Genomic DNA, 14,560 nt, shown 5'->3' with positions numbered 1-14,560 from the left:
GTCAAAATTCAATATCCACTAAAACAAGGATTGAAACCTGTGAAAAAACTTTCACAGAAGAATTCAAACTAGTCAAAATTCAATATCCACTAAAACAAGGGTTATAAAGTACCTTAATACAATTCAGGAGATAACCATGAACAACGCTGATGAAATCATAAAATACCTTGATATGAGCAAGCATCCCGAAGGTGGGTACTTTAAAGAAACTTACAGATCGGGGGAAACAATCAAACACCAATACCTACCGAAAAGATTTACTATAGATCATGCGTTTTCCACGGCAATCTACTTTTTATTAAAACAAGGCGACTTTTCAGCACTTCACACAATAAAACAGGAAGAAATCTGGCATTTTTACAGTGGGGCACCCATTGACATACATATGATACATCCAGATGGTGATTATGAACCAATCCATCTTGGAAACGACATATTAAACGGTGAGATACCACAGGGTATTGTCCCTGCAGGTTCAGTCTTTGGTGCAACAGTGTGTGATAATTCCAAATATGACTATTCACTTGTGGGATGTACGGTTGCACCGGGTTTTGAATTTGAGGACTTTACACTACATAAGAAAGATGAATTACTGGAAAGATTTGCCCAGCACAGGGAGTTAATTGAATCATTGACAAGGGAATAAAACCCCTCTTGTTTGTCCCTTAGTCAATTCGTGAAGATAATGATATGTTAAGATAAGTCACCCCTTCCTATTTTTTATTATTTACCATTATTTAAAAAATCTTTTTTCTTTTTCCCCAATAACCTTCCCCAACTTTTGTACAACCTTTGGCTCCCCCCTATCCCTGTTCAAAGTATCAAGCATTAGTGCCATTCCAATAAGTAAAAAATCTGATAAACGATATTCAAAATTCGCAGAGGGGGTCGAAGTATCCGGACAGTGGAATACAGGTACATCATTGACATCCAGTCCATAATACATATGTTCCTCATCCGAGCCGATCATGCGAAAACCGCATGAAACATAGAACCTACCTGCAGCGTAGTGGTGTGGAGACCTATAGGAAGTAGTCACATAAACACGGCTGTATCCCTTATAACGGGCATGCTCAATGATGCAATTGACCAATCTGTGGCCGTGCCCCCTGTTTTGCTGGCGGGAAAAAAGAAGCAATATATAGATAGCATCCCTGGCATCATATGCATAGGCTACAGCCCCTCCCCAGGAAAATCTGCGGGACTGCATTGCAAATTCGCAGTCATGGAAATAATCCAGCAGTGAGAAACTGTCATAGATTGCCCAGGAAGCATCGATAGCCTCCTTGCAACAGGCCACACGGCCGATGTCCCTGTCTTTGGCTAAATGCATAAAACACCTTAAAAGAAATTAGGAAGGCAGCAAGCATAAATGTTGTGGTGGAATAGCAAAATTGAAGTGAAAAAAGAAAGGAGGAAAACAGGAAAGAGCGGGAAATTAGTCTCCTATATCCTCCGAAGCCCTGCCAAGAGCTTTCAGGAATTCAATGGCTATACCCAGCCCTTTCTGGAAATCCTCATCTCCCATCTCACGAAGTGCACCATACATCCCCACCTTTGGCGGGTTCATCAAAGCCCGATCCATATCAGGGTCCTGCATACTCCTTTCCAGTACATCCACAAGATCCGTACTGGCAACCCCGTTGAGCAGTTTTAGCAGGGGAGTCATCACATTCGCAACACCGTGGACCGTCTCATCATTTAAGTAACTCTGCATGATACGGGCAGTCCTGACAATATCCAGGAAGGCGTCGATGTCTGCCTGTGTCATTCCTATATTAACATTCTCTATATCTTCAGCCATACCAATCACCTCACATCAATGCCTTAATACTCATGTCCCAGTGCAGGTAGTAATACATCCGGTACAGATACCAGCCAAGCTGAGTGGTATCGAACGATTGGGGCGGGTTATTGTAACTCCAGGTTGCAATGTATGCTCTACCGGCATGGGCATCAGAGGCCATGTCTGTAATTATCGGGCAACCGGTCTCACCCTTGTACTTCGATTTGATATTGTTGCCATTGATCGTATTGATAAGATTGTGGGATACCACCTGTGCCTGATAGTGCGCACCAATTCCCGTTTTCATGATATCGGCCGGACCATTGTCCCCCACAACATACACATTATCCTTATCCCCGACAGGACCACGATATTGTAATGTTGTTTTATCCGCGGCAATCCACCCTTTTTCATCTGTAAGACCCGAATCCAGTACAGCCTGTTGTGGTTTGTGGGGAGGAACCGTGATAAGCAGGTCATAGTTTTCCTGTCTGCCATCGGTAGATTCAACCATCTTGTTTGCAGCATCAACCTTACCAAGCTGGAACTGCCTGATATCCTCGATTCCTTTTTCTTCAAGACGACCGGTAACCAGTTTGTTAAACTCCGGCGGACCTATTGGTTCCATGGGCCAGAGAAGCGTCAGCTGCACATCATCCCTGATATTGCGTATATCTCTCAGGTAACTCTCCAGCAAAAAGGAGAATTTTACCGGCGCACCGGGGCAGGGTATCGGCATCCTAGAAACCGAAACCACTATCCTGCCACCTTTGAAATTGCGGATAAGCTCCCCTACTTCCAGGGCATCATCCATAGATGTATAGAATGTATTCAGATCATCTTCAAGACCCTGCACACCGGAAGCATCCGGTCTTGCACCCATTGCGATCACAAGATGATCATAGGAATACTTTGTACCGGATTTGGTCGTTACCTGTTGCCTGTTCAGGTCAATATCCGTGACTTCACCCTGATCACCAAAACGACTCTGAATCCTGGGACTCAGTGATTCTTTCCTGGGCCTGACCAGGTCCTCAGGGGTGTATAACCCAAAGGGCAGTAAAGTAAAACCACCCTGGTTAACTCCCATATCGTTCCTGTCAAGCACTGTAATTTCAAGTTCATCCTTTGCAATTTTACGCCTGAACTCACGGGCCAGTGTGTTTGCAATCACCGCACCCGCATAACCGGCTCCAAGTATCAGTACTCTTTCTTTCATGACAATCGCCTGTTGCAATATTACTACAGTACTGATATTGGATGCCAGCCCTATATAAATCAAATTAAGTACGGCTATCGTAACAAGAATATTAGAAGTACTGTGACCCAAATAGGAAATAAGTCCGTAACGGTGTTAATCGCCTCTGCAGGAAAATGCCTATAGGCAGACAGCACCGCAAATCATGAATAGGCAGATTTCAAATATTGATATAGTGAACAATCATGCCACCTGAAAAAGGGATTTTCCAGATTATAGTGTTGATCACTACAGTAATGGTATATGTTGCCATAATTAACCTGATATTTCAACATGGCGGGCGATAATATTCCTATTTATGCACCCGCTACACTGGTTGTAGCATTGTTGGGTTATGTGCTGGACGTACCTTTATTCGAAGATATATGAATGAGTAGCCTTCCAAATGTTAATATAACCTACCTTCATTATTATGTAGTGGGGATATAATGAATAATGTAAAAAAGATATTAATTGCAACAGATGGATCTGAACACTCCAAAAAGGCAGCTTCAGAAGGAATCGGGCTGGCAAAAATCTATGGAGCAAAGGTATTTGCAGTATACGTAATGAAAGAACTTTCATCAAAAACCCTTCCATATGGAGCAAGAATCACAAATTTTGACATCCCCCACGAAGACATAAAAAGAGAAGGACAACAAGCCCTTCAGTATGTGGAAGAACTGGGAAATCCCCAGGGAGTAGCGGTTGATACAGTTCTTTTGGCAGGTTATCCTGCAGAAGAAATACTGGATTTTGCAAAAGAAAATGAAATAGATATAATCGTTATGGGCTCACTGGGACGCACAGGTCTGGAGCGCTATCTTATGGGAAGCGTTTCTGAAAAGGTCCTCAGACATGCAAAAACAGCGGTAATGGTAATCCCTTGAAGTTATTCAAGGGATTCCAGTGCTTTTCTCAACATATCCGTTGATTGTTCCATTTCAGAAGAGGCAGCAGAAACATATTCTGCAGCTTGCTGGAACCCCGCATCCTCAAGCTGGGGAATCCATTTCTCAAAACTATCACAATGGTTTTCGTTGTGTTCTATCCAATGTTCAAGCAAATGTTTCAGTTTATCCCTGTTTATTTCTTCCATAGTACCATCTCATATATTACGCGGATCGGTAATCTCACCTTTTATAGCCGAAGCGGCAACCGTTGCTGGTGAAGCAAGATAGATGTAGCCACCTGTACCCATACGACCCCGGAAGTTACGGTTTGCAGTGGAAATACATACTTCACCTTCACCAATAACCCCCATGTGACCACCCAGACATGGACCGCATCCCGGAGTACCTATGGTAGCGCCTGCATCGAGGAATATCTCTATTAATCCTTTTCTTGCGGCTTCCTTCATAACCTGCCTGGAAGCCGGTATTACAATTGTCCTCACCGCAGCCTCGTTGCCTTTCAGCACTTCTGCTGCAGCCTCAAGGTCCTCCAGCCGGCCATTGGTACAGGTACCGATAAATGCCTGATCGATTTTTTTGTCTGCAATTTCTGACACACCACAAACGTTGTCCACCTCATGGGGACAGGCAACCTGTGGTTCAAGGGAGTTCACATCAATGTGATATTCGGCTACATAATCTGCATTCTCATCCGAATAAACAGGTTCATAATCACTGACTGCCCTGTCTTTCAGGTATTCAAATGTCGTTGCATCGGGAGGTACTATACCCGCCTTGGCACCCATTTCAATAGCCATATTGGAAAGGGTCATCCTGCCTGCCATGGAAAGTTCCTCTATGGCATTACCATAGAATTCAACCGCTTTGTAGGTCGCCCCGGAAGCGGTCACCTCACCGATGATCTTGAGGGTGAGGTCCTTGGCATAAACCCTCTCTCCCATTTTTCCTTCAGCTGCAACCTTAATGGATTCCGGTACACGGAACCAGAGTTTGCCGGATGCGAATATTTCGGCCATGTCCGTTGCCCCTACACCAGTACCGAAGGCACCGAAGGCACCATATGTACAGGAATGGGAATCAGCACCCACAATCAACTTGCCCGGCATTGCAAAACCCTTCTCAGGCAACACCTGATGACAGATGCCGTTGCCAATGTCATAGAAATTGTTTATGCCCTGCTGACGTACCCAGCCTCTGATATCCTTTTGCAGACCTGCCGTAGTATCGGAATTCGCTGGTGCCAGGTGATCAAAGGGAATCACTATACGTGAAGGATCCCATACCTTTTCAACTTCCATCTGTCGGAAAGAACGGACTGCCAGAATGCTGGTACCGTCGTGGGCCATTGCATAATCAATATCAGCTATCACAAAATCATTGGCCTTTGCCTTTTTGCCGGCTGCCCGGCTGAATATCTTCTCGCTGATAGTACTCAAAATTAAACACCTGTGAGATTCTTGAGAAAAATACGTTTTAACCCTGTATAGATGTTATGCACAATAACCTTTTCCGATACTCAAAGGTTCTCCAGAAAATCAGTCAGATCAACCGAATGTGTCTGAAAGCCACAAACCCTAAGAGGATCGCCACCCAGCGCCAGGGCCGTGAACTGGGCAATATTCATGTGAACCATATCGTACTCCTCGCCAAACTCCTTTTCTATAACAGGCTGATAACGATCATACTGCACCTGGCAGTTGGGGCACATATGGAGTACAAGTTGCACACCTGCCCTTTTCAGGCTTTCCAGCTTGGCATGGGTGGCTTTCAGGGACATTTCACGGTTTACATAGCGCTGGGAAAATCCCGCACCGCATGTAAGGGTCCTGTCCTCATACCACTCCACCACATCACCACCGCAGGCTTTTGCAATATGGTCGATAAGCTCCGGATGTTCCGGGTTGCCGGCAACGTCTTCATAATCTATCTTGTAGTAATGGCAGGCATGATGGGCAGCCATCTTCACACCGGCAAAATTAATGATAGATAAATCCCCAATCCTATCGGCCATTTTTGCCAATACTTCCACAACATGATAAAAGTTTTCAACATCATCGAAACTGTCCGCTTCATATTTCAGGTTAGCAAGCCCTGAATCCTTTGCATTGTCATTGACAAGGTTGATGACCTGCCTGTTATTATTGAGCAGGGAGCAGGCTTTCTTATTGATGGCATAACATGTGGCGCACATTGTTGTGATATTGGTGTAACCTTCCTTTTTGGCCACAGCAAAATTGCGGGCGGCAATAGCCGTTGTGGTCATCTGATCAAACAGGTCAAAATAATGTCCCATACCGGTACAGCAGGACTGCTCCCCGCTGACAAGATAATCCACACCAAGCCTGTCGAATACGTATTTGGTGGAACTCTCAATACCGGGATACTCAGCACTCACAAGACAGGATTTAAACAACAATAATCCTTTTACAGGTACATCCACAAGTTCCTTCATTCATCCTCACCTTCTTCTGTGGCCATCTCCTTTAGCCTGGCAAAGCGATCCTCAAACCCGATTCCCTTAAGTAGCGTTTTGATCTCGCCCCTTTCGTCCTCTATGGTCAGGGGATCCAGACCGAGTTCTTCCCGGATATCCTCCAGATTGTCCCTGAAATGCTGCCAGTGTTTACCCAGATCCTCCTCCATTTGTCCAATATAGGGTGCCGGGATCTGGCTGATACCCAATTTGGCGAAAGATTCGGGATATTCGAAAAGCACACTCAATCTCTCAATACCAATGCCTTTGTTAATTGCCATCTGACGCAATACCTGGGCAACCTGAGAAGGACTGTTGTTGCGGGGGCAGCGCAGGTTACATGTATAGCAATAGAAGCAATTCCATATCGTCTTATCTTCAATTACACTCCAATCGTCCTCTTTGACCCTTTTCATTACATTGCGGGGATTGTAATCGCTGTATCGTGCCGCAGGACACGAAGAGGTACAGGCACCACATTGTATACAGCGTTCAATACCGATAGAATCCGAGGTCCTGAGGCTTTTCTTAACAGTTTCTACAAGGGATTCGCATTTTGGAGTATCATAATTTTCATTCATTTTTCCACCTCTTCCAGGGAAGAGAACATGTCACTGAGCCCTTTTGCATGAGGAATGTAAGCCTTCTTGAGATGCAGTCGATCCCCATATTCTGCATTAAATCCAAGGAAACGAGCCTCAGCCAGTGGATAGATTATTTCACCAATCTGGTTGTCCGGTGGTTCTTCCACAAAAACGACATGAGAGGCGCCTTTATCGAATGCCATATCAATCATCTCCGCTGTCACAATGGTTGTTGTGGGCACCTTTATTATCTTTGTAGAGGAGGGATAATCCTGCGCACTACTTCCTATATTATCAATAGTTGAATATGCGATGTTGCGGCTGGCAAAGACAATCGTATCCCCTGCTTCGGCCAGACCTCCTATCTCGGCCAGCAGTTCTTCTCTGCTGTAACCTCTGACATGAATAGCACCTTCATCGCAAAGGGAGGTACAATAGCCACATCCATTACACACAAGCGGATCAATTTTCACCTCATCCTCAATGGAAATAGCCCCGAAAGGACAGGTTCCACACTTGCCGCATAAAGTACACACACCGGGATCTGCAACTGCAATATGCGGATCCAGAGATATCTCGCCTGCCGACAGGAAAGCATGGGCACGGGAGGCAGCAAGGCCTGACTGGGCTATTGAATCTGTTACATCCTTGGGAGACTGGGCACTTCCACAGACAAATATACCTTCCTTTGATGTATCTACCGGCCTGAGTTTGGAGTGTCGCTCCTTGATGAAACCGTCTTCACTTAGATTGGTGTCCATTATCCTTGCAATCTGCTGTGTACCCTCTGAAGGTTCCATGGCAGCAGAAAGTACCACCATATCTGCTGGCAATTCCATAAGTTGCTGGTTCAGGGTATCCTCCACCTTCACCACAAGCTCGAAATTATCTCGTTCTGCGATCTCAGCAGGCCTGCCACGCACAAATTGTACACCCATTTCCTGTACGGCGCGGTAATAGTTTTCATACAGGCCAAAGGCACGCATATCAATGTAACAGATGGTGACATTCACATCCGGATATTTTTTCTTTATAAGGCTGGCATGTTTAAGAGCTGCCATGCAGCAGTAACGAGAACAGTAGCGGTTTCCCGAAGATTTCTCATCCCTGGAACCCACACACTGGATCATAACAACGTTTTTCGGTTTTTTTGCATCAGAAGGGCGCAGTAATTTACCGTGAGTGGGACCATTAACACCAAGTATGCGGGCAAGTTCCATCTGGGTAGTGACATTGGGAAAGCGACCGTAACCGTATTGGGGTTTGGAGGAAGGATTATATTCATCAAAACCGGTCGCAGCAATAATGGCTCCCACCTGTACTTCGACAGGTTTGTCCTTTTGGGAGAAATCAATAGCACCTACATTGCAAACTTCTCTGCACCTACCACACTTGCCACCCTTAATTTCTATGCAATGTTCAGGATTGACGGAATATATCTGGGGTACTGCCTGGGCAAATTTTATTGATATGGCTTTTTTGTCCTTTGACCCACAGTTGAATTCATTTTCTGTAACTACAGGGCATACTTCAGCGCATTTACCACAACATACACATTTATCGGTTACATACCGGGGATTCTGAATGATGCTTACCTGAAAGTTACCCGTAGTCGAATCTATATTCCTGATCTCACAATGAGTTAACAATTCTATGTTGGGATGCGATGCGATCTCATTCATAAGGGGACTGAGAGAACACATGGCACATTCCTCGACCAGTCTCTCCGGGGAAAAGATTTTACCAATCTTTGCGACATTACCACCTATTGTCGTTTCTTTTTCTACAAGATAAGTATGCACTCCACTATTAGCAAGATTCAGGGCTGCATTTATACCGGAGATTCCACCACCGATTATCAGGGCATTCGGGTTTATAGGTAAACTTTCATGCTCAATAGGTTGTGCCCGAAAAAGGCGAAGCATGCCTGAATTAAGCATCGAAAAAGCTTTATGGGTTGCCCTGTCGGAATCGGTATGCACCCAGGAACATTGTTCCCTTAAATTGACAACTTTGAGAAATTCCTGATTCATTCCGCATTGGGAAGCACATTTTTTGAAAAGATTTTCATGCTTGGCGGGTGTACAGGCTCCCACAACTACCCTTTCAAGACCGCTATATTCAATCTCGTCCTTAAGGTACTGTTGGCCCCGATTGGAACAAAGATACTCGTAATCGAATACTTTACTGTCCGGAAAAGATTTCTTAAGCTGCTTAATATCAATATTGTCTGAAATATTGCCTCCACAATGGCAAATAAAAATGCCTGAAGGTTTTTTCGTATCATTCATAAAAAGGTGTGTTAAGAAAGCCATATATAAAATTAGCCCGAAAGGGCACATTTATTACCTGAAACAGACAGTTATAATATATAATTCTCTAATAAGGCCAAAAGATTAGCCGAATATCTAATATGTATTTTAAAAAGGGGAACTAATAAAAAATCAGATGAAAAAAGAAATGCCAATCAGGAGAATTCTTTGAGGCGATTTATATTATCCAGTAGAATCTGGTTCTCTGAAAGGATTTCCTGTTCTATACTTTCTATAATGGATTCCATGGGTACTGCAAGTTTATAGACTTTGATAGGTCTTCCCTTGCCTTCATTGCGTTTAATTTCCTCATACTCAACCCAGCCTTTTTTCTTCAAGAGGAAATTCATAGCAATGCTCACTTCCGGCTGCCTTAGCTGTGACATTGATTCTATTTTCCGAGAGGAAACTTCTTCACCACATGAAAGACAGGCAAGTGTCCTTGCAACCGGTTTTGAAAGGTGTAGCCTCCTTAGCAGCTTTGCAATTTCTCTTTGATTTTCATTCATTGAAAATAGGTCATCTTCTTCCATGGAAACACCGATAAATAATTTGAATGGGACGTTCACCAGAGTATATAATATGCATATATGTACTTAATATTTATATTATCCATTCAATATATAAAGTTATGGAAGTACGGAAACTACCAGTTGCTCAATAGAAAACACGATTGTGCAAAAACAGATATGATGGTGGGCCCGCTGCGATTCGAACGCAGGACCTCACGGTTATCAGCCGTGCGCTCCACCAAGCTAAGCTACGGGCCCATTGGAACACGATTTGTCATCGCGCAACCACTCAAATACACACCCTTATACTTTAAGGTTTCGGCCAACCCCTGATTTGGCCAAAAATCGGTAAAATGCAATGAAAGGAGTTCGAATAATGCCGATAGGTTTATTAGTAATGATTGCAACTGTGAATTGCAAATGTGGGCCGGTAGATCAGCTCGGAAGATCGCTACCTTGGCATGGTAGAGGCCTCGGGTTCGAATCCCGACCGGTCCACTTAAATATTTTAGAAAATTTTAAATGTTCAATGTTTTTTTACTATAATCTTTATTAGAAGTAGGCCCACATAGAAACCCATACAAAAAGTTCTTTCAGTTAACGAGTAAATTTTATCTGTAAGGATTTAAAGACCATAGTGGCCCTATGTATGCCCTTTCTGTAGACTGAAATGGTCTTTTACGTCCCGCCCCACACATTGACACAGGCCGACAAAGACTAAATATTTTGTAATTTATTTCCTTCTTCACCTGTTGCATATGTTTGTTGACGAAAGTGGAGATTTGGGTTCACAATCAAACTTATTTGATTTTTGCTGCCTTATTGGTAAAAGATGAACTTCCACTTAAACGAATCATTAAAAAAATGAGAAGAAACAAATTCAAAAAGGAATTAAAAAACGGTTCTGTAGAAACCCTTTCCTCTAACTTCCACTAATACATTATCATTTTTATTTTGGAATGAAATTAATGATGCTCTTTTCGTATCAAATATTCCCGGTAATTCCAGATATAAGTTATATGCATTATAGTGCCTTTGCCTTATTAAATCATTATCATGTCTCAGATAAGTTTTAAAGTGATTTAAAATCTTCTATTTTGTCTTTAATTGCTTAATAAAGCTTCATTATTTCATAAATACCCTTTTCTGATCTTTTAAAATAAGTATGTTTATATTTATGACTGTTCATATGAGATTGCCTGGTCTTAGAGAAGACAGGCAAATACACCACCCAACAATCACTCCAGATGAAAGTTTTCGCCTCATTTGTTTCATCTGGAAGTGATTGTTGTATTCTTTGAGAGGTGAATTATGGAAGAAAACAAAGGAACTTATCCAGTAACACACCCGGTTCAATCCACTTCTCTCATGCATCTAAGTGGAGTATGGAAAATCTACCAGATGGGAGATACCGAATTTGCAGCATTGAAAAATATTGATTTGGAGATTCAAACAGGAGAATTTGTTGTAATTCTGGGTCCAAGCGGCAGTGGTAAAAGTACAATAATGAATCTGTTGGGATGTCTGGATCTGCCAAATAAAGGAATCGTACAGTTAAACGGTAAGGACATATCTAAAATGCAGGAATCGGAGCTTGCACAGATCAGGGGGCAATTGATCGGTTTTATTTTTCAACAATTCAATCTCATTCCTATATTGAATGTTATTGAAAATGTTATGCTTCCTCTTGAGTTTCAGGAAGAGAATGCTGATTATTCATGGAAAAAAGCAGAAGAACTGCTTGAAATTGTAAATCTCTCTGATAAAAAATACAATTTGCCTTCTCAGTTATCAGGTGGGCAAAGGCAGAGGGTTGCAATAGCAAGGTCTCTGGCGGTGGATCCGATGGTAATTCTTGCAGATGAGCCCACCGGCAATCTGGACAGTACAACCGGTACTTATATCCTTGATTTTTTGAGTGAATTGCATAAAAAAGAGTCCAAGACAATAATTATGATCACACATGACCCGGAGCTTGCGGAATATGCAGATCGTGTTGTCCATATTCTGGACGGAACAATTGAAAGAATAGAGATAAGAAATAATAAGTAAAAGACGATGTGGTTTTTAATGAATAAGTTGGCATACTTTTCGTTTTTATTGATACTGTTAATCTTACCGGTAACTGCTTCAGCAGATATTTCTGCAAGCATGAGTGGTATAGAGGTAGGTAAAGTAACCCAGAGCCCGGCTCCTGCAAGACCAGGTGAGACAGTAGAACTCTCCCTGAGTATCCAGAATGTAGGAAACGAAGACCTTTCAGATATAGTAGTTTCATTGGACCCGGAGTATCCTTTTACAAGTATATCGGGACAATCCCTGACAAAAAGAATCTCTTTTCTGGAAGCCCGGCAGGATGAGGAAGACGGAACCATTCTCAAGTTCATCCTAAAAGTTGACCCTGATGTTGCAGAAGACACCTATGATATTGATGTGGTAGTAAAGGATAGCGGAAGCGATGCAAGAAAAAGAACACCTATAAATATCGACATTCAAGGTAAGGAATATGCCCAGGTTGTGACTATAAGTGAGTCAAATATAGATCTTGCAACTGTGGAACCTCTTGAATTTGTTATTACAAATACAGGTGATGCACCGATTAAAAACATGGAATTTTCCTGGAAAGAACCGACAGGAGTTGTATTACCTGTATACTCATCAACAAGCAAGTATATTAAATATTTAGGCGTGGGTGAATCTGCCAATGTGTCATATTCTGTGATGGCTGATGTAAATGCCGATCCCGGATTATATCAGCTTGATATTACACTGCAATTCCAAGATTATGATGGTGATAATTCCACCATACAGACCAAAGCGGGTATCTTCGTAGGCGGAAAAACAGATTTTGATCTGAGTTATTCCGAGAGTGACGGAGGGGAGGTTTCCCTTTCTCTTGCAAATATCGGTAATAATGAAGCCTATTCTGTAAAACTCTCGATACCTAAACAGGATAACTTTGTAACTACAGGAAGCAGTTCATCGATTGTTGGTAACCTTGAAAAGGGTGACTATACTGTTACTTCCTTCTCCATATCCAGGACAGGTGCAATGGCTTCAGATGCCGAAGTGACAGCAGAAGACGGTGAAGCTATGCAGCAGCAAGGAGACTCTGCCAATGAACTTCTGGTTCTCATAGAATATACTGATACCACCGGTCAGAGGCTTTCTGTTGAAAAGGCAGTTCAAATTGAAGACCTTACTTCAGGTACTATGGGCACAGCAGGGTCTAAGGGACCGGGTCAAACAGGAAGTAATACTTATCTGTATGCTGTTGCCCTGATTCTTATTGCTGGTGGTCTTGTATTTTACAGAAAGAAAAAAATGGAGAAAGAAGGTAATTGTGAACCCATCGGGGTACAGCTGAGAATGCTAAAAGGCAAGATCTTGGGAAAGGATAAAGAATGAGACTAAGTACCTGTTTCAAACTTGCTTTGAATATTTTAATACACAGCAAGCTCAGAAGCTGGCTTACTATAATAGGTATTGTTATCGGTGTGGGTTCTGTTGTTACGATTATGGCACTAAGTGACAGCATGTCTGCAGAGATGGAAGGACAATTTGCAGATATGGATCTCACAACAATCCAGGTAACTCCGGGATATACGAAAGCTTCTTCGGGTGGAGGACCACCGAGACCGGGGGGCATGGGTGGCTCCTTTTCTTCTGATGCAGAGCTTACTGATAGGGATATACGCGCGATGAAGTTAATTGAAAACATCGACTACATCTATGGTCAGGTCTATGGAAGAGATATGGATGTTTATTTTATGGGGGAGACGGCGGAACTTTCCGTAACAGGTGTTGATTCGCAGGTCTGGCAATATACTGTAACCTATGACATGGAATCCGGCAGGCTACTTGAAGCTGCGGATAATAATGTTGTAGTTATAGGCTACGGTGTAGCTCACCAAATATTTGATCAGGAGATAGGTCTTAACCGTGCACTTACAATTGAAGGCAAAAACTTCAGGGTCGTGGGTGTGCTGGATGAAGGTGAAAGTGACAATTCGATCATAATGCCAATAGATTCAGCCGTGGATATAATAGATGATGCTGAAGAAGATGTCTATGATACAATTATAGTCAAAGCCTCTGATACCAAACATGTAGAAACAATAGTCAATACTATCGAAGAAAAGCTTATGATATCCCGTCATATCGCAAATGAGGATGATAGAGATTTCAGTGTTTTTTATTCCCTTTCAATGGCAGATACTGCAACTGAGATAATGGATTCAATTACCATGTTTCTGGGAGCCATAGCGGGAGTTTCCCTTTTGGTAGGTTCTGTGGGAATTGCAAACACCATGTTTACGTCTGTGATGGAGAGAACTAAGGATATAGGTACCATGAAAGCCATAGGCGCTAAGAACAGGGATATTATGATGATATTTTTGATTAATTCCGCACTGGTAGGCTTTGTTGGTGGGGTGCTTGGTATCCTGCTGAGCTTTGTACTTACAGCACTCATGCCGATGCTTGGAATATCTATGATGAGATCTTCCATGGGTATGGCAGTAGCTCCCGATCTTATAGGAATGGGAATCGGCATTGCAGTGTTTGTAGGTATCATATCGGGAGTGGTTCCTGCTTATAATGCATCGAGAATGAAACCAGTAGATGCCCTCAGGTATGAATGAAGTCTTTGGTATATATGAGGCGCAGAGCTTCATATATTTATTAGGCATTGTTAGGCACTGTTATTCCCATCACACACCCATAAATTTAAATACAAATTC

Annotated in this window: 14 protein-coding genes and 2 tRNA genes; 6 read left to right on the top strand and 10 right to left on the bottom strand. The window is 42.7% G+C overall.

What is annotated here, in order from left to right:
* Positions 1-136 precede the first annotated feature (136 nt).
* Positions 137-646 carry a cupin domain-containing protein gene (locus A9957_RS06275; protein WP_292343562.1) on the top strand — a complete coding sequence of 170 codons (510 nt, stop codon included), beginning with the start codon at positions 137-139 and terminating at the stop codon, positions 644-646.
* Between the two features lie 87 nt (positions 647-733).
* Here A9957_RS06275 and A9957_RS06270 read toward each other — a convergent pair whose 3' ends face one another.
* The 3 genes from A9957_RS06270 to A9957_RS06260 form a co-directional block, all read right to left on the bottom strand.
* Positions 734-1,333 carry a GNAT family N-acetyltransferase gene (locus tag A9957_RS06270; RefSeq protein WP_096713068.1) on the bottom strand — a complete coding sequence of 200 codons (600 nt, stop codon included), beginning with the start codon at positions 1,331-1,333 and terminating at the stop codon, positions 734-736.
* Between the two features lie 105 nt (positions 1,334-1,438).
* Positions 1,439-1,804 carry a DUF1641 domain-containing protein gene (locus A9957_RS06265; protein ID WP_096713069.1) on the bottom strand — a complete coding sequence of 122 codons (366 nt, stop codon included), beginning with the start codon at positions 1,802-1,804 and terminating at the stop codon, positions 1,439-1,441.
* A 10-nt stretch (positions 1,805-1,814) separates the two neighbouring features.
* The gene (locus A9957_RS06260) at positions 1,815-3,116 is read right to left on the bottom strand and encodes an NAD(P)/FAD-dependent oxidoreductase (protein WP_292343560.1); all 1,302 of its coding nucleotides are present in this window, start codon (positions 3,114-3,116) and stop codon (positions 1,815-1,817) included.
* A 356-nt stretch (positions 3,117-3,472) separates the two neighbouring features.
* Here A9957_RS06260 and A9957_RS06255 point away from each other — a divergent pair, with 356 nt between their 5' ends.
* Positions 3,473-3,913: a universal stress protein gene (locus A9957_RS06255; RefSeq protein WP_096713071.1), complete on the top strand. Its 441-nt coding sequence runs from the start codon at positions 3,473-3,475 to the stop codon at positions 3,911-3,913.
* A 2-nt stretch (positions 3,914-3,915) separates the two neighbouring features.
* On the opposite strand, the gene A9957_RS06250 is transcribed toward A9957_RS06255, so the two are convergent.
* From A9957_RS06250 to A9957_RS06220, 7 genes are all read right to left on the bottom strand, one after another.
* Positions 3,916-4,122 carry a hypothetical protein gene (locus A9957_RS06250; RefSeq protein WP_128754492.1) on the bottom strand — a complete coding sequence of 69 codons (207 nt, stop codon included), beginning with the start codon at positions 4,120-4,122 and terminating at the stop codon, positions 3,916-3,918.
* A gap of 9 nt (positions 4,123-4,131) precedes the next feature.
* A complete protein-coding gene (locus A9957_RS06245; RefSeq protein ID WP_096713073.1) occupies positions 4,132-5,373 on the bottom strand; it encodes a 3-isopropylmalate dehydratase large subunit in 1,242 nt (413 codons plus the stop codon).
* An 80-nt stretch (positions 5,374-5,453) separates the two neighbouring features.
* Positions 5,454-6,389, bottom strand: coding sequence for a ferredoxin:CoB-CoM heterodisulfide reductase subunit HdrB (gene hdrB, locus A9957_RS06240; RefSeq protein WP_292343558.1), 936 nt, complete (start codon positions 6,387-6,389; stop codon positions 5,454-5,456).
* Complete coding sequence (gene hdrC / locus A9957_RS06235) at positions 6,386-6,991, bottom strand: ferredoxin:CoB-CoM heterodisulfide reductase subunit HdrC (RefSeq protein ID WP_292343556.1); 606 nt, start codon at positions 6,989-6,991, stop codon at positions 6,386-6,388. The genes hdrB and hdrC overlap by 4 nt, the downstream gene beginning before the upstream one ends.
* The gene (hdrA, locus tag A9957_RS06230) at positions 6,988-9,285 is read right to left on the bottom strand and encodes a ferredoxin:CoB-CoM heterodisulfide reductase subunit HdrA (protein WP_292343554.1); all 2,298 of its coding nucleotides are present in this window, start codon (positions 9,283-9,285) and stop codon (positions 6,988-6,990) included. Before hdrA ends, hdrC begins: the two co-directional genes overlap by 4 nt.
* Before the next feature lie 176 nt (positions 9,286-9,461).
* Positions 9,462-9,839: a transcriptional regulator gene (locus tag A9957_RS06225; RefSeq protein WP_128754490.1), complete on the bottom strand. Its 378-nt coding sequence runs from the start codon at positions 9,837-9,839 to the stop codon at positions 9,462-9,464.
* 160 nt (positions 9,840-9,999) lie between these two features.
* Positions 10,000-10,076: transfer RNA gene (locus A9957_RS06220), tRNA-Ile, on the bottom strand.
* Between the two features lie 166 nt (positions 10,077-10,242).
* On the opposite strand from A9957_RS06220, the gene A9957_RS06215 reads away from it, so the two are divergent.
* From A9957_RS06215 to A9957_RS06200, 4 genes are all read left to right on the top strand, one after another.
* Positions 10,243-10,316 (top strand) — tRNA-Ala (locus tag A9957_RS06215).
* An 813-nt stretch (positions 10,317-11,129) separates the two neighbouring features.
* Complete coding sequence (locus tag A9957_RS06210) at positions 11,130-11,870, top strand: ABC transporter ATP-binding protein (RefSeq protein WP_181079240.1); 741 nt, start codon at positions 11,130-11,132, stop codon at positions 11,868-11,870.
* 18 nt (positions 11,871-11,888) lie between these two features.
* The gene (locus A9957_RS06205) at positions 11,889-13,226 is read left to right on the top strand and encodes a COG1361 S-layer family protein (protein WP_292343552.1); all 1,338 of its coding nucleotides are present in this window, start codon (positions 11,889-11,891) and stop codon (positions 13,224-13,226) included.
* Entirely contained in the window at positions 13,223-14,461 is a 1,239-nt protein-coding gene (locus A9957_RS06200; RefSeq protein ID WP_292343550.1) for an ABC transporter permease, read from the top strand. Before A9957_RS06205 ends, A9957_RS06200 begins: the two co-directional genes overlap by 4 nt.
* Positions 14,462-14,560: the final 99 nt, after the last annotated feature.

Origin of the sequence: Methanohalophilus sp. DAL1 (assembly GCF_001683555.1) — an archaeon.
Lineage (GTDB): Archaea > Halobacteriota > Methanosarcinia > Methanosarcinales > Methanosarcinaceae > Methanohalophilus > Methanohalophilus euhalobius.
This window is presented reverse-complemented; position numbering and strand designations above follow the sequence as displayed.

Excerpts from the sequence above, each read along its gene's own strand:
- A9957_RS06275 (WP_292343562.1), top strand. The coding sequence starts at position 137 with ATGAACAACGCTGATGAAATCATAAAATACCTTGATATGAGCAAGCAT.
- A9957_RS06270 (WP_096713068.1), bottom strand. The coding sequence starts at position 1,333 with ATGCATTTAGCCAAAGACAGGGACATCGGCCGTGTGGCCTGTTGCAAG.
- A9957_RS06265 (WP_096713069.1), bottom strand. The coding sequence starts at position 1,804 with ATGGCTGAAGATATAGAGAATGTTAATATAGGAATGACACAGGCAGAC.
- A9957_RS06255 (WP_096713071.1), top strand. The coding sequence starts at position 3,473 with ATGAATAATGTAAAAAAGATATTAATTGCAACAGATGGATCTGAACAC.
- A9957_RS06250 (WP_128754492.1), bottom strand. The coding sequence starts at position 4,122 with ATGGAAGAAATAAACAGGGATAAACTGAAACATTTGCTTGAACATTGG.
- hdrB (WP_292343558.1), bottom strand. The coding sequence starts at position 6,389 with ATGAAGGAACTTGTGGATGTACCTGTAAAAGGATTATTGTTGTTTAAA.
- hdrC (WP_292343556.1), bottom strand. The coding sequence starts at position 6,991 with ATGAATGAAAATTATGATACTCCAAAATGCGAATCCCTTGTAGAAACT.
- hdrA (WP_292343554.1), bottom strand. The coding sequence starts at position 9,285 with ATGAATGATACGAAAAAACCTTCAGGCATTTTTATTTGCCATTGTGGA.
- A9957_RS06225 (WP_128754490.1), bottom strand. The coding sequence starts at position 9,839 with ATGGAAGAAGATGACCTATTTTCAATGAATGAAAATCAAAGAGAAATT.
- A9957_RS06210 (WP_181079240.1), top strand. The coding sequence starts at position 11,130 with ATGGAAGAAAACAAAGGAACTTATCCAGTAACACACCCGGTTCAATCC.
- A9957_RS06205 (WP_292343552.1), top strand. The coding sequence starts at position 11,889 with ATGAATAAGTTGGCATACTTTTCGTTTTTATTGATACTGTTAATCTTA.
- A9957_RS06200 (WP_292343550.1), top strand. The coding sequence starts at position 13,223 with ATGAGACTAAGTACCTGTTTCAAACTTGCTTTGAATATTTTAATACAC.